8 protein-coding genes and 1 pseudogene are annotated in these 16,474 nt (G+C 44.2%); 4 read left to right on the top strand and 5 right to left on the bottom strand.

Annotated elements, in window-relative coordinates; all coding sequences use genetic code 11:
• The 3 genes from AAFP11_RS26255 to AAFP11_RS26245 all read right to left on the bottom strand — a co-directional run.
• The coding region (locus tag AAFP11_RS26255) for a glycosyltransferase family A protein (RefSeq protein WP_341739672.1) at positions 1-439 on the bottom strand (439 nt) is incomplete at its 3' end.
• A gap of 359 nt (positions 440-798) precedes the next feature.
• Positions 799-1,356, bottom strand: coding sequence for a class I SAM-dependent methyltransferase (locus tag AAFP11_RS26250; RefSeq protein WP_341739671.1), 558 nt, complete (start codon positions 1,354-1,356; stop codon positions 799-801).
• Between the two features lie 481 nt (positions 1,357-1,837).
• Positions 1,838-11,080, bottom strand: coding sequence for a CHAT domain-containing protein (locus AAFP11_RS26245; protein WP_341739670.1), 9,243 nt, complete (start codon positions 11,078-11,080; stop codon positions 1,838-1,840).
• Between the two features lie 662 nt (positions 11,081-11,742).
• On the opposite strand from AAFP11_RS26245, the gene AAFP11_RS26240 reads away from it, so the two are divergent.
• A complete protein-coding gene (locus AAFP11_RS26240) occupies positions 11,743-12,549 on the top strand; it encodes a PEP-CTERM sorting domain-containing protein (RefSeq protein ID WP_341739669.1) in 807 nt (268 codons plus the stop codon).
• Between the two features lie 119 nt (positions 12,550-12,668).
• Positions 12,669-14,126 (top strand): F0F1 ATP synthase subunit beta, encoded by a 1,458-nt coding sequence (gene atpD, locus AAFP11_RS26235; RefSeq protein WP_341739668.1) that lies wholly within the window; start codon positions 12,669-12,671, stop codon positions 14,124-14,126.
• Positions 14,127-14,195: 69 nt separating this feature from the next.
• Here the strand turns inward: atpD and AAFP11_RS26230 are convergent, their stop codons facing one another.
• On the bottom strand, positions 14,196-14,411 hold the full coding sequence (locus AAFP11_RS26230; protein ID WP_341739667.1) for a hypothetical protein: 216 nt from the start codon (positions 14,409-14,411) through the stop codon (positions 14,196-14,198).
• Positions 14,412-14,428: 17 nt separating this feature from the next.
• Between AAFP11_RS26230 and atpC the strand changes: the two genes are divergently transcribed.
• Positions 14,429-14,836 (top strand): ATP synthase F1 subunit epsilon, encoded by a 408-nt coding sequence (gene atpC, locus AAFP11_RS26225; RefSeq protein WP_341739666.1) that lies wholly within the window; start codon positions 14,429-14,431, stop codon positions 14,834-14,836.
• Between the two features lie 347 nt (positions 14,837-15,183).
• Here atpC and AAFP11_RS26220 read toward each other — a convergent pair whose 3' ends face one another.
• Positions 15,184-15,483, bottom strand: a complete 300-nt coding sequence (locus tag AAFP11_RS26220) for a hypothetical protein (RefSeq protein WP_341739665.1) — start codon at positions 15,481-15,483, stop codon at positions 15,184-15,186.
• 619 nt (positions 15,484-16,102) lie between these two features.
• Here AAFP11_RS26220 and AAFP11_RS26215 point away from each other — a divergent pair.
• Positions 16,103-16,474: pseudogene (locus AAFP11_RS26215) on the top strand (RNA-guided endonuclease TnpB family protein); the annotation flags it as partial.

Raw genomic sequence — 16,474 nt, 5'->3', positions numbered from 1 at the left:
CATTAATTAGTTTTCCAGGTTGATAATAATCAGCTACAAAAATATCTCCATCCGTCTCAAAACCCCCCGCAATACAATCCACTTCAGGATTAGCTTTCATATACTCCAAACGGGATTCTAAGTGATTGGGCTTATATCGATCGTCGCTATCTAGAAAAGTAATGTATTTACCGAAAGATGCTTGAATACCAGCATTTCTGGATAATCCCATTTTCCGGTTTTTGTGCTTGAAATAGCGGATATTTTCATGTTTTTCCAGAAAGGGATTAATGATGTCAAATGTATCATCTTGACTGCCATCATCTATAATAAGTAACTCCCAATCTTTAAAGGTTTGATTGAGTACGCTATTAATGCAATCGCTCAAATATTTAGCTCGATTGTAAGTAGGTACAATAATTGATATTTCTGGGATATAAGAAAAACTCAGAGGACTCATAGGTGTAAAAAAATGAGAAATTGTATATTTTGCAAGATGTTTGCAAATGGAAACTTGAAAAATTTAGACTTATTCTATCATATTTCAATCTAAATATCAAGCAATCATATCAGCAATGTAGCTATAGCAATCCTAAATCATTTGTGAATTTCTTACTCCCTCCCCTTAATAAGGGGAGGGTTGGGGTGGGGTAAAAAACTTTACGACTCCTGCAAGGACTGCTATAGTAATATAAACCCTAGCTACTTTTGCTAATTTAATGGTACATGATTGGATGAAGACCGTGGTCTTAATCAGAGTCCTACACGATAGTGGGATGATTTATAGCAACTTTGCTGCTCTGCTATCGGGATGTTTATTTAAAAATGTAATCCTTTAATTTCTATGAGTAACAATTCGCTGCCATCAATCCAATGAAATACCTCCTTTGAAACAACATCATAAGCTTCAAAGTCTTCGATACACCAGGAACTTATGTGCTCTTCATGTGGGTTGTTGAACACTTCTTCTTGTGGCCATAATCCCAAGGGAATATTAATGATAATTTTTTTCCCTTTTTTGATGATTTTTTCAATTAAAGCGACGGCTTCATCTTTAGGTAGATGTTCAAGAATATCACCAACAATGATTAAATCATAGTTGCTGACATCATCAATAACTTTTTGTACGTCTCCTATGAAAATCTGGTCATACAAAAACCGATGAGTCTCCAGAATATAAGGCTCAAAAATCTCAATGCCATCTATCTTAATACGCCATTCCGATTTGTTATATCTTCCTTGCCCAATTTCCAGATATTCTCGTAAAAGAAATCCCCATTTACCAAAACCAATACCAATATCTAGTACGGATTTAGGGGAAATGTCCCATATTTTCTCAATTGTTGGAGAAATATGTTTCCAACTCGATGACGGCATATAATTACCTGCGATGGATTATGTCATCTTAAACCATACCATTTATAGGTAAAAATACAATAGCTGCTCCCGACTTAAATTTCCAATGCTGCAATTGCTATTTTTTGGATAATATCAAATCCTCTCTTCATCAGAATTATTCATCTCTCCGATATCTCTCTGTGTTCTCTGCGCTCTCTGCGGTGAAATCATTCCGATCCCACCGGAAATGATATAACTCGATCGCACATCGCACTCAGCAATCAATGCTAGTGGAAAGTAAGTATACCATAAATCTGGTATATCTCACTTATCTGGTTGCGGTGTCAAGTATGTGTTGCTTCCAGAGATACTTATGCTTAAACTACTTTGTTTGTCAAGTACAATTTGTACCAAATTAGATTAAATTACGGTGATGGCTCTACCCTCCCCTAATTATAAAGTAATTCCAAAAAAATCCCGACTTTTGAGTCTATTTATATCCGATCCTACATCTGTGAAATTACCAAGGATTTCCAATCATAGTGAAACTACTCCAATAGTAAGGATGAGAGAAATTGCGGTTTGATTGCTGTAAATTAGGAGGTAAATTTAAAGTGGCATCGCTTGTGACTAACTGTCGGTTTGTCATCCTAATTTTACCAGCAATCATCGCCTGTTGAGCAAGTTGCAGAGCCTCTGTCTTAATTATCGATCCTCGAAGTTGGTTGTAAAATTCACTCATCAGCCCCAAAGTGCCTCCATCATCAACATACCACAAACTCCCTAGGGCAGATTTAGCGCCGGATTTGACAGCTAAGCCTCCAAAACCTAACTCTGCTTCCCGATCGCCCAAAGCCGTTCTACAAGCACTTAACACCAACAACTCGACTTGGGGATTGCGCCAATTCAAACTTTCCATGCGATCTAGCTGCAATTTATAATTCCACATTTGAATGTAAGAATTGCTGGATTTTCCTGGTAGGAATTCAGCATGAGTGGCTAGGTGAACGATCCGAAAGCCTCCCTGTGTGTGTTGGGACTTGAGATTATCTATAGTGAAAGTCGAATTGAGAAAAGATTGTCCGCTCCACTCACCATTAATTACCTGTAATTCTAGTGGTACACTGGGCAATGGTTTTTGCTCAACAAACTCCGATCTACCCATTGCTAATAATGAGGCACTCCTCACAGATTGATAATCGGTATTGGTATTGCTGAAACTGGGAATGAGACTAAAATTATATTTTTCAATTAAGAAGGCTTTCCCATCGTGTAAAGCCGCAAATGGTAGGCTGCGCAGCCCTGGATCTACTGATAGTAACAGGGTATGAATGCCTAATTTTTCTAAATCAGGCTCTAGCTGTGAGAACAACCATTTGTATAGTTGTTGGGCGGGTGGCAAATAGGTGGTAGTGTTGATTTTTCTCGGATTAGTAATTTCATCCCGTAGTTGCTTGACGACGGGGAATAAAGCTGATCTGTTGGCTGCGGGTACGCTGTAGCGAATCGGTTGTCCTAGGGGAGGAACTAAGATTATTTCTAATTGTTCTGATCTGGAAACTAGATAAATAATACCAGACCGCCTACCTGTTTTTTGTTGGATGGTTTGTAAAGTGTTTTGAAATTTATTAATCATAACATTGGGTTCTGGGATATTGGCGGTGACACCCAGATGTTCTAAAAATTCTTGATTTCTAATTTTTTCGATTTCCCAGACTGTTTTTTGTAGGTTATTTTGTTCAAAAATGCGATCGGGAGACGGAACATATCCCAGAACTTGAACTCCATTAGGGTTGACAATTGTTGATGGTGTTGAGTCTTTTGGAGGTATAACACCACTGTGGGACAACCGGCTGGTGATACTGGGCTCGATGGTTAAAACTCGATCGCCTATATCGCCAGGATTGTCTAAGGGTGAGATTTTGCGAGGTTGAGAGTCTTCTGGATTGAGGGTGGAAGATTCTGGTTTCGGTTCTGTGGGCGTGGCTGTGGCTATGGCTGTGGCTGTGGTGATTGGTGTTACGGGTACTTCGACAGATTCTAGGGTTGATGTTACCTGCTGAATTGCCGGCTGGTTGATGACAGTTACCTGCGGATTTCCCGGCTGGTTTATTACTGTTTTTTCCTGATTATCCAGTGGATTTATGACAGTTGTCGGTGGAGTTTCAGTCGGATTCGTGACGGTTATTGGTGGAGTTTCAGTCGAATTTGTGACAGTTATTGGTGGAGTTTCAGTCGAATTTGTGACAGTTATTGGTGGAGTTTCAGTCGAATTTGTGACAGTTATTGGTGGAGTTTCAGTCGAATTTGTGACAGTTATCGGTGGAGTTGTAGTCGAATTTGTGACAGTTATCGGTGGAGTTGTAGTCGAATTTGTGACAGTTATCGGTGGAGTTGTAGTCGAATTTGTGACAGTTATCGGTGGAGTTGAAGTCGAATTTGTGACAGTTATCGGTGGAGTTTCAGTCGGATTTGTGACAGTTATCGGTGGAGTTGAAGTTACAAGCGCCGTTGGAGTTGGAGTTATCGCCGGCGTGGGAGTGGGAGTTTCACTGGGAGTGGAAGTGACACTGGGCGTGGGAGTTATCGCGGGCGTGGGAGTAACACTGGGAGTGGGAGTTTCACTGGGAGTGGGAGTGACACTGGGCGTGGGAGTTATCGCGGGAGTGGGAGTGACACTGGGCGTGGGAGTTATCGCGGGCGTGGGAGTGGGAGTAACACTAGGAGTGGGAGTAACACTAGGAGTGGGAGTAACACTAGGAGTGGGAGTAACACTAGGAGTGGGAGTGACACTGGGAGTGGGAGTGACACTAGGAGTGGGAGTGACACTAGGAGTGGGAGTTGGGGTGGGAGTGATGGTGGCGTCATCAGTATTGAATGCAATATTACCTACATTCTGTGAGCCGGGAAAGGACTGCGATTGAATTGTAGATTGTCCAGTTATAATTGCAGCAGCCGTGCCATTGATAGTAGCATCCCCCACCACAAAGGGTTGAATTGGGGGGCCACCATCGCCTCCAGCGTGTCTAATGGTGATATTTCCCCCACCGATGCCACCAGCAGTGGAAATACTAGCAAATCCTGTGGGCGAAAGTAGAGTTGGGAAAGAATCTGTAGCGCGGAAAAATCCGCCTGTGGAGGAAACAAAAACATTCCCACCAGTACCGCTAGTGCCGCCTTGGGCATTGATGAAACTGACTTGAATATCGCCGATCGGATCTAAGGAAACATTACCACCATTTCCGACTATACCGCTGGCATTGATTTGTCTTGCGGTAATAGAATCTTTAGCAACTACGGTGATATTACCGCCAATATTTCCCGATGTGGTTAAATTTTTGACATTGACAGTGCCGTTTGGGCTCAAAAGTGCGATCGCCCCGCCATTTCCAGAATTAGAAGCAGTAATATCTCCCAAAACATTAATATTTCCGGTACTATTTACAGTCAAACTTTGAGCGTTAATTGAGGAATTGGCTGTCACATTACCAGCATTGGCGATCGCCACATTTCCTAGCTGTCTCGTAGCGCCAACTGGTGTGCCGAAAGTGACAGTGCCAGTACCAGCCGCGACATTTAGATCGAAACTGCCATTAACACTGTCGATCGCCCCTCCAAAGTCAATATTTCCCCCTCCAGAACTCAATTTAGCATTTTGGCTTAAGCCCAAAGCGCTGTTAATCGTAATTCCGCCATTATTGGTGGTAACATTACCAGCTAAATTAGTATTGGTTGCCGTAACACTCAAACCAGAAAGTGCTGTGGTTTGTCCGATATTGCCTTGCAATACCACATTACCTTTACCAGCATCAATGTTCAAACGGCGATCGCCGTCGATCGCACCTGTGACACTGACATTACCACCACCACTACTGATACCCACATCCTTACCGACTGTGACATTCCCCTTAATAGCGATACCCTGATTGGTAGTAGTGATACCACCATTCAAATTCAAGGTGGGAGTATTGAGACTGATGCTGCTGTTGTCATTGGCGGTAATATTGCCATTAAGGGCGATCGAACCACTTTTCGTTTGAATATTTACCGGATCGGAAAAACTCAGATTATTAGGAATAGTCACATTTCCACTGCTATCCGATCGCCCAATAGTAATCGAACTAAAGCCATTTTGAAGCAAACTCATTTCCGATGCAGTCAAATCCAAAGCGCTAGTATTATTATCAGTCCCACCAACCACTATATTTTGTCCCACAGTTGCCGGTTGCAGCGTTAGCACATTAGTACCAGAAACTTTCCCAGAAAAATCAATTTCACCGGCGGTGAGATTCAGAGGATTATTCCCGGCGGATAAAGTTGAACCAAAAGCAATCCTGGCATTTCCCACTCCCCAATTCACAGGACCATTTAATGTCACCGGGCCACTAAAATCAATATTATCATTAGTCGTGGTGATATTTCCCTTCAGCCCCACACTTCCCAAGCCATTTTGAATCAAAGCACCGTCTAAATTCAGATTATTACCAATATTCACATTCCCGGTATTGCTGAGAGTTAGCGTACCGTTATTGGTGGTAGTTACACTCTGCAATAAATTAATAGTATCACCGGAAATACGGATATTTCCCGCCACATTCACCGTCGCATTAGCAGTGATATTTTTTCCACTAATCTGCAACCCGCTTACAGAAATAGAATTGCCTACAGCCCCGGTGAATGTCACATTACCAGTGCCACCATTTACGGTCAGATTGCTATTGCCATTAACGGTATCATTGAAAGTAATAGCGCTACCGGCTAGAGTGGGATTGTTGGCTATGGTTACTGCATCTCCATAGGTCTGACTGGTGGTGGTTGTCACATTGCCATTGAGTAGAGTTGTGCCGCCAGTATTCGTCGTCAAACTATTAGCTGTAACAGCATTAAAGGTAGTTGTACCGGAACTATTGGCGGTGATATTTCCTAATGCTGTGGAATTGCCTACAGCCCCGGTGAATGTCACATTACCACTGCCACCATTTACGGTCAAATTGCTATTGCCATTAACGGTATCATTGAAAGTAATAGCGCTACCGGCTAGAGTGGGATTGTTGGCTATGGTGACTGCATCTCCATAGGTCTGGCTGTTGGTTGTCACATTGCCATTGAGTAGAGTTGTACCGCCAGTATTCGTGGTCAGACTATTAGCTGTGATAGCATTAAAGGTAGTTGTACCGGAAGTATTGGCGGTGAGATTTCCTAATGCTGTGGTGTTGCCGATCGCCCCGATCGCATCAATCTTTCCCGTACCTGTTTCTAAGGTGAGATTGCCACTGCCGTTAATGTTATTATTAAACAGAATATTCCCGCCTGCTGCATTGCCCGTTCCCACCAAGACATTATTGCCAACTAGGGCATTGCCGTTAATTGTAATATCTTGAGATTGGGTGGTAATATTGCCATTCAGGTTATTAATGGTAGCATAGAGAGTAATGGAAGCATTATCAGTTCCCGAAATAGATTGATTGGGATTGACCAAAATATTGCCTTGAGTATTGAAACTCACAGGATCTTGAAAAGATATGGGCAAATTGTCTACAGTAATATTCCCGGTTGTAGTGTTACTCCCGAAAACAATTTTACTAAAGCCATTACGCAAGGAGGATAAAAACTGTGGTCCTAAATCGATCGCCCCTGGATCATCAGCAAGTCCTTTTTGGAAACGAATGCCAACCTTGGGCGCAGACGGCACAATTGACAAAGTACCTTGACTCTTGACGGAATCTACTCCTCCCGAAAAGCCCATCTCATTGCCACTAATGGTAATATTTCCAGTACCGGACAATCCCTGGGCATCAATCACATTTACCCCTACTTGATTGGGAGTTGCGATCGCCATATCTCCAGCAGTACCAGAAGTAGATCTAGAGTTCCAAATTGCACCTGCACTTGCCACAATGTCGCCTGTTTTGCCCGTGAGGGTGATGTTTCCACCATTGCCAGCAGTGGAACTAGAATTAAGATTACCCCCGTTAATCTTGTTGGCACTGAGTGTAATCGGGCCTCCATTTCCGGTAGTAGAACTTGTATCGATCGCCCCTGTGGAAGTCGTTGTAATCGTACCATTATTGCTGGTCAAGGCGATCGCCCGTCCGGGATTTGTCGTATCGCCAGTAGTAATATCACCTGTAGCTGTAATCGCGATGGCGATCGGACTGGTAACATTGAGAGAATTGGCTATTTTCAGCGAACCCAAAGGCACTATCCCCCCAATTGCCCCGTTGAGATTAATCACACCTGTTCCCGTAGTCAAAACTAGATTGCCACCCCCGTCAACAGTTCCCCCAAAATTAATATTACCCGCATTGGTTAACCCTGTATTCAGAGCGATATTAGAATTAGTAGCGAGAGAGACTTTCCCACCAAAGATAATATTCTGTTCGTTGGTGATAATATTAGAATTAGCTAAAAAATTGGTCGTTGGGGCATTAAAGGTAATTGAAGCATTGTTTACACCTATAATGTTTCCATTGACTGCAATGCTGGCCGCTTGCATGGTGACGGGTAAATTAAAAGTAACACCAGCAGGGTCAATGGCGATCGCACCAGTGCCATTTGTGCGCCCGATAATCATTTGGGAAAACCCATTCAATACCGGAGGTGCTAGTTCCGCTGCACTCAAATTCAAACGAGAGTCCGCAGTATTACCACCCACACTAATATCTAAACTGGGAGTCAATGGCTGCAACTGGATAGTCCCAGTACCTTTAACTTGACTTGTTGCTGATAGTTGAATTTCATCCCCAGTCAAAGTCACATTGCCGCCTAACTGCGCATCAATCGCACCGCCAACCAGGTTAATCGGAATAGAATTGTTATTAGCCTTTCCCGTGAGGCTAATATTACCAGTTCCCGTAGCTTGCACCGCCGGGATCGGTATGCCCGTGCCGAAGTTAATGCCGTAGCTGCTAGTTGATGTCGCTACACCAGTACCAGTTAAAGCAATATCTCCATTCTGCGATTTTACACTGCCTGAGTTGAGCCAGATCCCGGAATTAGTGCCCGTCCCTGCACTGCCCGTCCCCGTCAGCGTCACCTTTCCCAAGCCTGCGGTTTGGACTGTAGCACCACTATCTATATATATACCTTCGTTGACACCCCCAGTCCCACCACCAGTACCAGTCAAGCTGACATTTCCAGATGATGCTTTGACAGTACCAGGTGCAACTGATATGCCTTGATTACCATCAGTCCCATTTCCTCCCGTACCGCTGAGAGTCACACTCCCAGTGCCTGTAGATTCTACCACCCCGGACACTGAAATGCCCCTGTTGTTGCCCACACTGCCTTTACCTGTTCCAGTGAGGGTGATATCTCCATTTTGCGATCGCACTATACTGGGATTATCAATATTTATCCCCTGATTACTATCCGTCCCATTTCCTGCGGTACCGATGATAGTAAGAGTCCCGTTCCCCTTGGACTCCACTGTAGTGTTATTGATATCAACGCCAGTATTTTGAATTAAAGTTCCACCACCGTTACCAGTCAGGTTGATACTGCCCCCAGCCGATCGCACAGTGCTACTATTAACAGTGATCCCTGGATTATTAAATGTGCCATTCCCGCCAGTACCGTTGAAAGTAATACTTCCTGTTCCGATAGACTCCACTGTGCTGTTATTAATGCTCATCCCCGTATTTTGGCTAGCCGTGCCACTACCAGTACCTTTGAGGGTAATATTGCCATTGAGCGATCGAACTGTGCTGGTATTATCCATCAAAATCCCTACATTGCTACCCGTACCATTCACACCAGTTCCAGTCAGGTTAATACTACCTGTTCCTGTTGATTCAACCACTGCACTGGAAGTTAAATAAATACCTTCTCCAACCCCCTTACCGCTACCAGTCAAAGTGATATCCCCATTGACTGAACTTATCCTAGGGCCACGTAAAACTATTCCCGAACTATTAACACTGCTACCGCTAGTTCCATTCAGAGTAATACTCCCGCTTCCAGTAGTTTGCAATGTGCTAGCAGCATCCACGGAAATACCAATATTGTTTGCCGTATTTCCTGCAACACCATTGAGGTTAATGTTCCCACTTCCGGCATTAATTTTGCTGCCCTGGATATCGATTCCCTTCCCCAAGGTAGCATTCCCCTGACCATTACCCCGGAAATTTCCCCCATTGGTATTAATCGTAGAACTCACGATACTTAGACCACCTCCAGCATTCAGAGTAATATTGCCTCCCTGAGTTGTGATATCATTATTAATAGTAATATTATTATTAGCATTCAGAGTCAAAGAATTTTTAGTAGTCCAAGATACCGGAGCGCTGACTGTAATATCACCTACACTACCAGAATTAGATGCAGTGGAAATAGTCACACTTGCATTATTTAGCTGTGTTTGCAGCGTCCCATTATTGATTGTAGAAGTAGCCGCAAAGGGAGTAAATACTCCCCCTAATGTACCGCCACCTGCATCGGCACCTGTGCTAATCGTGATATTAGTAGGATCTAATAATAAGGTGCCAGCAATGCCCAAAGGCGATCGCAAATCAACTAATCCTTGAAAATCCAGCGATTGCTTTCCCGACACTTCCGCAAAACCCCCATTCCCAGAAAACAAACCACCCCTAGCCGAAATATTGCCGTTAAAGCGAGTAGTTTCATCAGCCCAAACTATGACTCTCCCGCCATTCCCATTACTCACAGCATCAGCATTAATCGTCGAATCAGCACTCACAAAAGTCCGCGCAGCATTGGGTACCGTCCCCAAACCCTGATAATCTCCGCCAATCAGTACATTACCGCCCCCATTAACACCAGAAGCATTAATATTGCCCCCAATAACTGCTACTTTATCGCCTAGTATAGTTACAGTACCGCCAGTGTTACCAGAGACATTGAGAGTGCCAGAGGCGATCGCAGTTCCCGGACTCATCGGCACCGCAATACCCCCCGTCAATACCACTTCACCATTAGGATTTACCACCAAACCCGTAGCCTGTTCCACACCTTTTCCAGTCAACAATTCCGGCAAAGATAACACCGATTGCGTCAAATTATTCGGCAACAAACCCTGATTAGCCGTCGGCTGCACCTCCAAACTCAACAAATTTCCTGCTTGAGAAATTCGCACCAAATTTTGACCTGGTACTGCTGTCATCGAAATCTGCCCACCGGGCGCATTCAACTGACCAGTATTCACCACAGTAGCGCCCATTAAACTCAAATTTTGACCGCTTTGAACGCTCAAATTCCCAGCATTAACAATACTTCCAGGTTGCAAATTAGTAAAAGCAAAACTATTAGGATTGCCAATTAAAGTCGCCCAATTATTATTGCCGATCGCATTAAACCACTGATTCCCCCCAAAACCAATCCCCGTCGCCGTATTAGCATTAAAAGAACCAGGCACATTCAAGCTAGCACCAGGCCCAAAAATCATCCCCGCAGGATTCATCAAAAATAGATTAGAATTCCCACCCGTAACTTGAATCAATCCATTAATTAACGAAGGATTCCCACCATTAATCCGTCCCAGAATGTTTTGGATATTGGGATTAGTCAAAAAATTAGCTATTTGACCTTCACTGAGATTGAACTGAGTAAAACTGTGAAACAGATTAGCCTTATCTCCGCTGAAAGCTCCCCCAGAAATATCGTAGCGATTGCCATTGGTAGTAACCTGTGTATTCGTACCGTCTGTTGCTGGGATGATTGGTTGTGCAGTCGCAGGTAAAGCCACTGCACTCAGCCACCCAATTGTGAATAACCCTCGAATTAAATGCAGTTGATTCGCGTTCATTAATTTAATATTATAATTATTCGTCCATGCCAATATAACTCAATAGCTAAGCAGTGTCAAGATTTACCAAGTCAATATAAAGGTATTAAAAAATCCGACTGCAAAAGTTATTTGTTATTTGTTATTTGTTATTTGTTATTTGTGTTAATTCCAATCCCCCATTCCCTATTCCCCATTCCCCATTCCCCATTCCCAATCCCCCATTCCCCATTCCCCATTCCCCATTCCCCATTCCCCATTCCCCCATTCCCCATTCCTCAGTACAAACTTTATATTTTTCCGATTAACTTTATCAAAACTTCATAAAGTCGCCTCATAAAAAATTTTTATAATTGGTAAAACCTAATATTGGCAAGAGTTGTAGTCAATTAGAGACCCTTGGCAACCGAAATAAATGTTGTATTTTGGAGATATAGAGTAGCTGCAAAACTTGCTGGTAGAGATTAAAGTGTGGCAGTCTGGTGTAAGTGAAAATTCCTAGAGTAATAGCCAGTCTTTTACTCAAAGACACTGATAGCTGATACCGCTCTGTAGAGTAAGTCCCGAAGCCCACGCGATCGTCCTCAATCATCTAGCAGGACAGACCAAGCCTCATTCAGTCTAGCTTGCAGCAAGCATTCTCAGCCTTAGTACATTAATAATTTTGTGGAGGAATCAGGGTTATGACTGCCTTAACCTTAGTAAAAAAAACATCGTTTACTGTCGCTAGTTTAGCAGCAACAGTGGTTCTGAGTATCTGTACCCCAGCCTCAGCTTTTATGTTTGGGACTACTGGCATCCAATTTGATGAAGATACGGATATTAGCTTTACATTCGATCGCTCCCAGGGAGCATACCAGTCCAGCTTGTGGGTAGCTCAATCCCTGCCAAACAACACAGGCTACAGCAATATATCCAGTCTGTTTACCGAAACTAAACCCTCAGATAACGGCCCTGCCAATAACTGGCAAGGTAGCTTCGGCAACGCTGTCACTTCCAACAATGGAGCCATCAGCCAAACTTTCACATTTCTTAAGGATCAAATTTATGCCCTACTACTGTGGAGTGACACCGGCAGTGGCAAACCCTTCGAGCAATACGTCTCCAGCAGCACATTTATGAACAGCAGCCTCTGGTTTGCTGCCCAAAGCAAGTTCGGCAGAACAGATTGTCTGGCCATTGGGTGTCAACAAGCCGTATTTGGGAATTTTAGCCTCAACTACAACTCTACAGAACCCTTCAGCAACGTCAATGCTGGCAAGGGCCCAGAGCAGTTTCAATCTGTGACATTGGCACAACTGGCTGAAGGAACCAAAATTTCCTTTGATGACGGCCAAGGACCCAGTGAGGCAGACTTTCAACAATTTAGTGTCACAGCTCAGGCAGTCCCCGAACCAATGTCAGTGTTGGGTACGATGCTGGGGATCGGGGCTTTGGGCGCGGCGCGAGCCAAAAAAAACATTACCAGCCGGCGAAAAAATGACTTTTAAGTAGCCCGGTATAAATCTCAATAGTGAGTCTGTTCAGTGGTAATCTGATGAATAGCATTTCTAAATGTTAAGAGTTTTTCCAATATCGGAAAAATAGAATCCTAACAAAGGCACTATTCATGGTATCCACCGCAACAAAAACCAACGTAGGCTACATCACCCAAATCATTGGGCCGGTCGTAGACGTCAAATTCCCCGGCGGCAAACTGCCCCAAATCTATAACGCTCTCACAATCTCCGGGAAAAACGAAGCAGGTCAAGAGGTTTCCGTTACCTGTGAAGTTCAGCAACTGCTCGGAGACAGTCAAGTGCGCGCGGTTTCCATGAGTACCACCGACGGTTTGGTGCGTGGCATGGAAGTGGTAGACACCGGAGAATCTATCCAAGTTCCCGTTGGTCTTCCCACACTAGGCCGGATTTTTAATGTCATCGGCGAACCCGTAGACAACCTTGGCCCGGTCAATACTTCCGAAAGTATGCCCATCCACCGCAACCCCCCAGCTTTCACCGAACTGGAAACCAAACCTTCGGTGTTTGAAACTGGAATCAAGGTGATTGACCTCCTGGCACCTTATCGCCGTGGAGGCAAAATCGGCTTGTTCGGTGGCGCCGGCGTAGGCAAAACCGTCATCATGATGGAACTCGTGAACAACATCGCTAAGGCTCACGGTGGTGTATCCGTGTTCGGTGGTGTGGGCGAGCGTACCCGCGAAGGTAATGACCTCTACAAGGAAATGATCGAGTCCGGGGTTATTAATGAAGAAGACCGCAGCAAATCAAAAATTGCTCTGGTTTACGGTCAAATGAACGAGCCACCAGGTGCTCGGATGCGCGTGGGCCTTTCTGCTCTAGCGATGGCCGAATACTTCCGCGATGTCAGCAAACAAGACGTGTTGCTGTTTATCGACAATATCTTCCGCTTTGTACAAGCGGGTTCTGAGGTATCTGCTCTGTTGGGTCGGATGCCTTCTGCTGTGGGATATCAGCCGACTCTCGGTACTGATATGGGTGACTTGCAAGAGCGGATTACTTCCACTACCGAAGGTTCGATTACTTCGGTGCAAGCTGTTTACGTGCCTGCGGATGACTTGACTGACCCCGCACCAGCTACGACTTTTGCTCACTTGGACGCTACAACTGTACTCTCTCGTGGTTTGGCTGCCAAGGGTATTTATCCTGCGGTTGACCCGTTGGACTCTACGTCTACGATGTTGCAAGTTAGCGTCGTGGGTGAAGAGCACTATGGTGTGGCTCGCCAAGTGCAATCCACTCTGCAACGCTACAAGGAATTGCAAGACATTATTGCAATTTTGGGCTTGGATGAGCTGTCGGAAGATGACCGCTTAACCGTGTCTCGCGCTCGCAAAATTGAACGGTTCTTATCGCAGCCGTTCTTTGTGGCTGAAGTGTTTACCGGTTCTCCTGGTAAGTATGTCAAGCTGGCAGATACTATCAAGGGCTTCCAGATGATTCTTGCTGGTGAGCTTGATGATTTACCAGAACAAGCTTTCTATTTGGTGGGCGACATTAGCGAGGCGATCGCCAAAGGTGAAAAAATGAAGGCTGATGCCAAGTAATTTTAGTCATTAGTCATTTGGCAGTAGACAGTTGGCAGTTGGCAGTAGTTATTTGTTATTTGTTATTTGTTATTGGTAACAACTGACGACTAACAACTGCCAACTGACAACTGACAACTGACAACTGACAACTGCCAACTGACAACTGCCAACTGACAACTGCCAACTGACAACTGCCAACTGACAACTGCCAACTGACAACTGACAACTGACAACTGCCAACTGACAACTGCCAACTGACAACTGCCAACTGACAACTGACAACTGCCAACTGACAACTGACAACTGACAACTGACAATTTATGACATTAACTGTGCGCGTAGTTGCCCCAGACAAAACTGTTTGGGATTCCAATGCTGAAGAAGTAATTCTGCCGAGCACTACAGGCCAATTGGGTATTTTAAGCGGTCACGCTCCGATGTTGACTGCTTTGGATACCGGTGTGATGCGCGTCCGTCCTGGTAAGGAGTGGGTGTCTATTGCTCTGATGGGTGGCTTTGCAGAAATCCAAGAAAATCGAGTGACGGTTCTGGTCAATGGCGCCGAAAAAGGTGACAAAATTGATAAAGAAACTGCTCGTACTGCCTACACTGAAGCAGAAGCTCGTTTGGAAAAGTCCGCTAATGGCACTCTCCAAGAGCAAATTCAAGCTAAGCAAGCAATCAAACGTGCGCGAGCTCGTTTTCAGGCTGCTGGCGGCACACTCTAGGACTAAGAATGATATGGAGGACACGGCAGTGCCGTTTCCTTACGCCAGATTAATTGTAGAGGACACGGCAGTGCCCATTGGTGTCAACTTAAGGTAGAACCAATAGTCCGGCAGGGGTTTAAACCCCTGCCTCAAAGCGCAAGTCCTCTCAAAGAGGACTGAAGAACTCTTTAGTCCTCTTTGAGAGGACTTTAGCTATTAGACAGGGGTTTAAACCCCTGTCGGACTCGCGGGATGACCAATGAACTTGGCGGGCTGACAGCTTAAGTTGACACCTATGGGCAGTGCCGTTTCCCTACGCCAGATTAATTGTAAGGAGACAACATTGTTGTGTCCCTACTGTTTTGTTAAATCCCAACTTCCGACAATAGAGATTGCATTGTTTCCCAAGATAGCCCTTGCTGAAGATAGCGGGGGTTATTGGGATTGTAGGGTCCTGCAAGGCGATCGACACTGATAATTTTGGCTCCCTCCGGTAAAACTGGTATATCTGGATCGAAGGCAGTCGATCGCACTAGGGAACTAGAAAAACCTTTAAAAATAGAAATTTCATCTAACTCGCCCTCACTTTCAACCTTCACGATTAAAACTTCTTGAGGGCGTTTTACTGTGTATTGTTCCAAGCGGCGAGCGATCGAATCAGTCATCCTAAATATCACTTTATTAACAATAATAATCTAGCATGATTTAGCCGTTGATTGCCCAAGGGTTGTGGGGAATTTATTAAGAAAATTAGACATTTTTTCATAATTTAATCAGAGCCAGTAGCATGAAATGGTCATCCGAAATATTTAACGTTTTATCCGGTTTTACCTAGATTGTCTCAGTCATAATAAATTCAGGGTTAATAATTGGGACTCCCAATTTTATCAAGGGGCTCAAGACTTGTCATCCCATCCCTGATTTTGACCCCAAACGTGAATAGACTGTGGAGGGTTATTAGACTTCGAGGTGAAACCGAGACAATCTACCTACTTTGGGACGCTTTCCAGGTAGGTGCGAGGACTGTCCAGTTTGCCAAGGGTACTCAAATCATGGCTTCGATCGCCCAAAATTCAACTTATAAGAAATACCCTGAAAACCCTGTGACTTTAGTCCTGGGATGAAAGGGCGTTGCAGGATTTATCCTGCCTACTCTATTTGAGCTTCAATGTAACGCTTAACTGTTTCTGTACAGATATTCCCCGCAGTAGAGACCAAGTAGCTAGGTGTCCACAGGTAGGCAATTGCTGTATACTAAACCTATGACAACAAACAGTAAATTAAATGTACGCAGTACAAAAAGATGTTTGGCATTTAAAGGGATTCCACAAAACCATTGTTGAGCAACTACTAAGATGGTCAAATAACCTATTTAATGTCGGTACTTACGAAAGTCGGCAACGATACTTCAAGGACAAAAGTGCTGTCCAATATCCTGAGTTGTACAAAATCACCAAATCTCATGAAAACTACGGTTTACTTTACTCTCAAGTTGCCCAACAATCGCTAAAATCTGTTGCTGAATCTTTTAGCTCTTTCCGAGCCTTAGAAAAGTTAGCCAAGAAAGGGCAACTTAATCAAAAACCGAGATTGCCCAAGTACAGAACTCCCGGCGGTATGTACCAGATTTCCTATCCGGGACAAGCCTTGAAAATA

Origin of the sequence: Microcoleus sp. CAWBG640 (genome assembly GCF_020883015.1) — a bacterium.
Taxonomy (GTDB): Bacteria; Cyanobacteriota; Cyanobacteriia; order Cyanobacteriales; family Microcoleaceae; genus Microcoleus; species Microcoleus anatoxicus.
Note: the sequence above shows the minus strand (reverse complement) of the source record. Positions and strands in the feature narration are given on the sequence as shown.

Bases quoted from the DNA above. Each gene is read 5' to 3' on its own strand.
- AAFP11_RS26250 (WP_341739671.1), bottom strand. From the start codon at position 1,356: ATGCCGTCATCGAGTTGGAAACATATTTCTCCAACAATTGAGAAAATA.
- AAFP11_RS26245 (WP_341739670.1), bottom strand. From the start codon at position 11,080: ATGAACGCGAATCAACTGCATTTAATTCGAGGGTTATTCACAATTGGG.
- AAFP11_RS26240 (WP_341739669.1), top strand. From the start codon at position 11,743: ATGACTGCCTTAACCTTAGTAAAAAAAACATCGTTTACTGTCGCTAGT.
- atpD (WP_341739668.1), top strand. From the start codon at position 12,669: ATGGTATCCACCGCAACAAAAACCAACGTAGGCTACATCACCCAAATC.
- atpC (WP_341739666.1), top strand. From the start codon at position 14,429: ATGACATTAACTGTGCGCGTAGTTGCCCCAGACAAAACTGTTTGGGAT.
- AAFP11_RS26220 (WP_341739665.1), bottom strand. From the start codon at position 15,483: ATGACTGATTCGATCGCTCGCCGCTTGGAACAATACACAGTAAAACGC.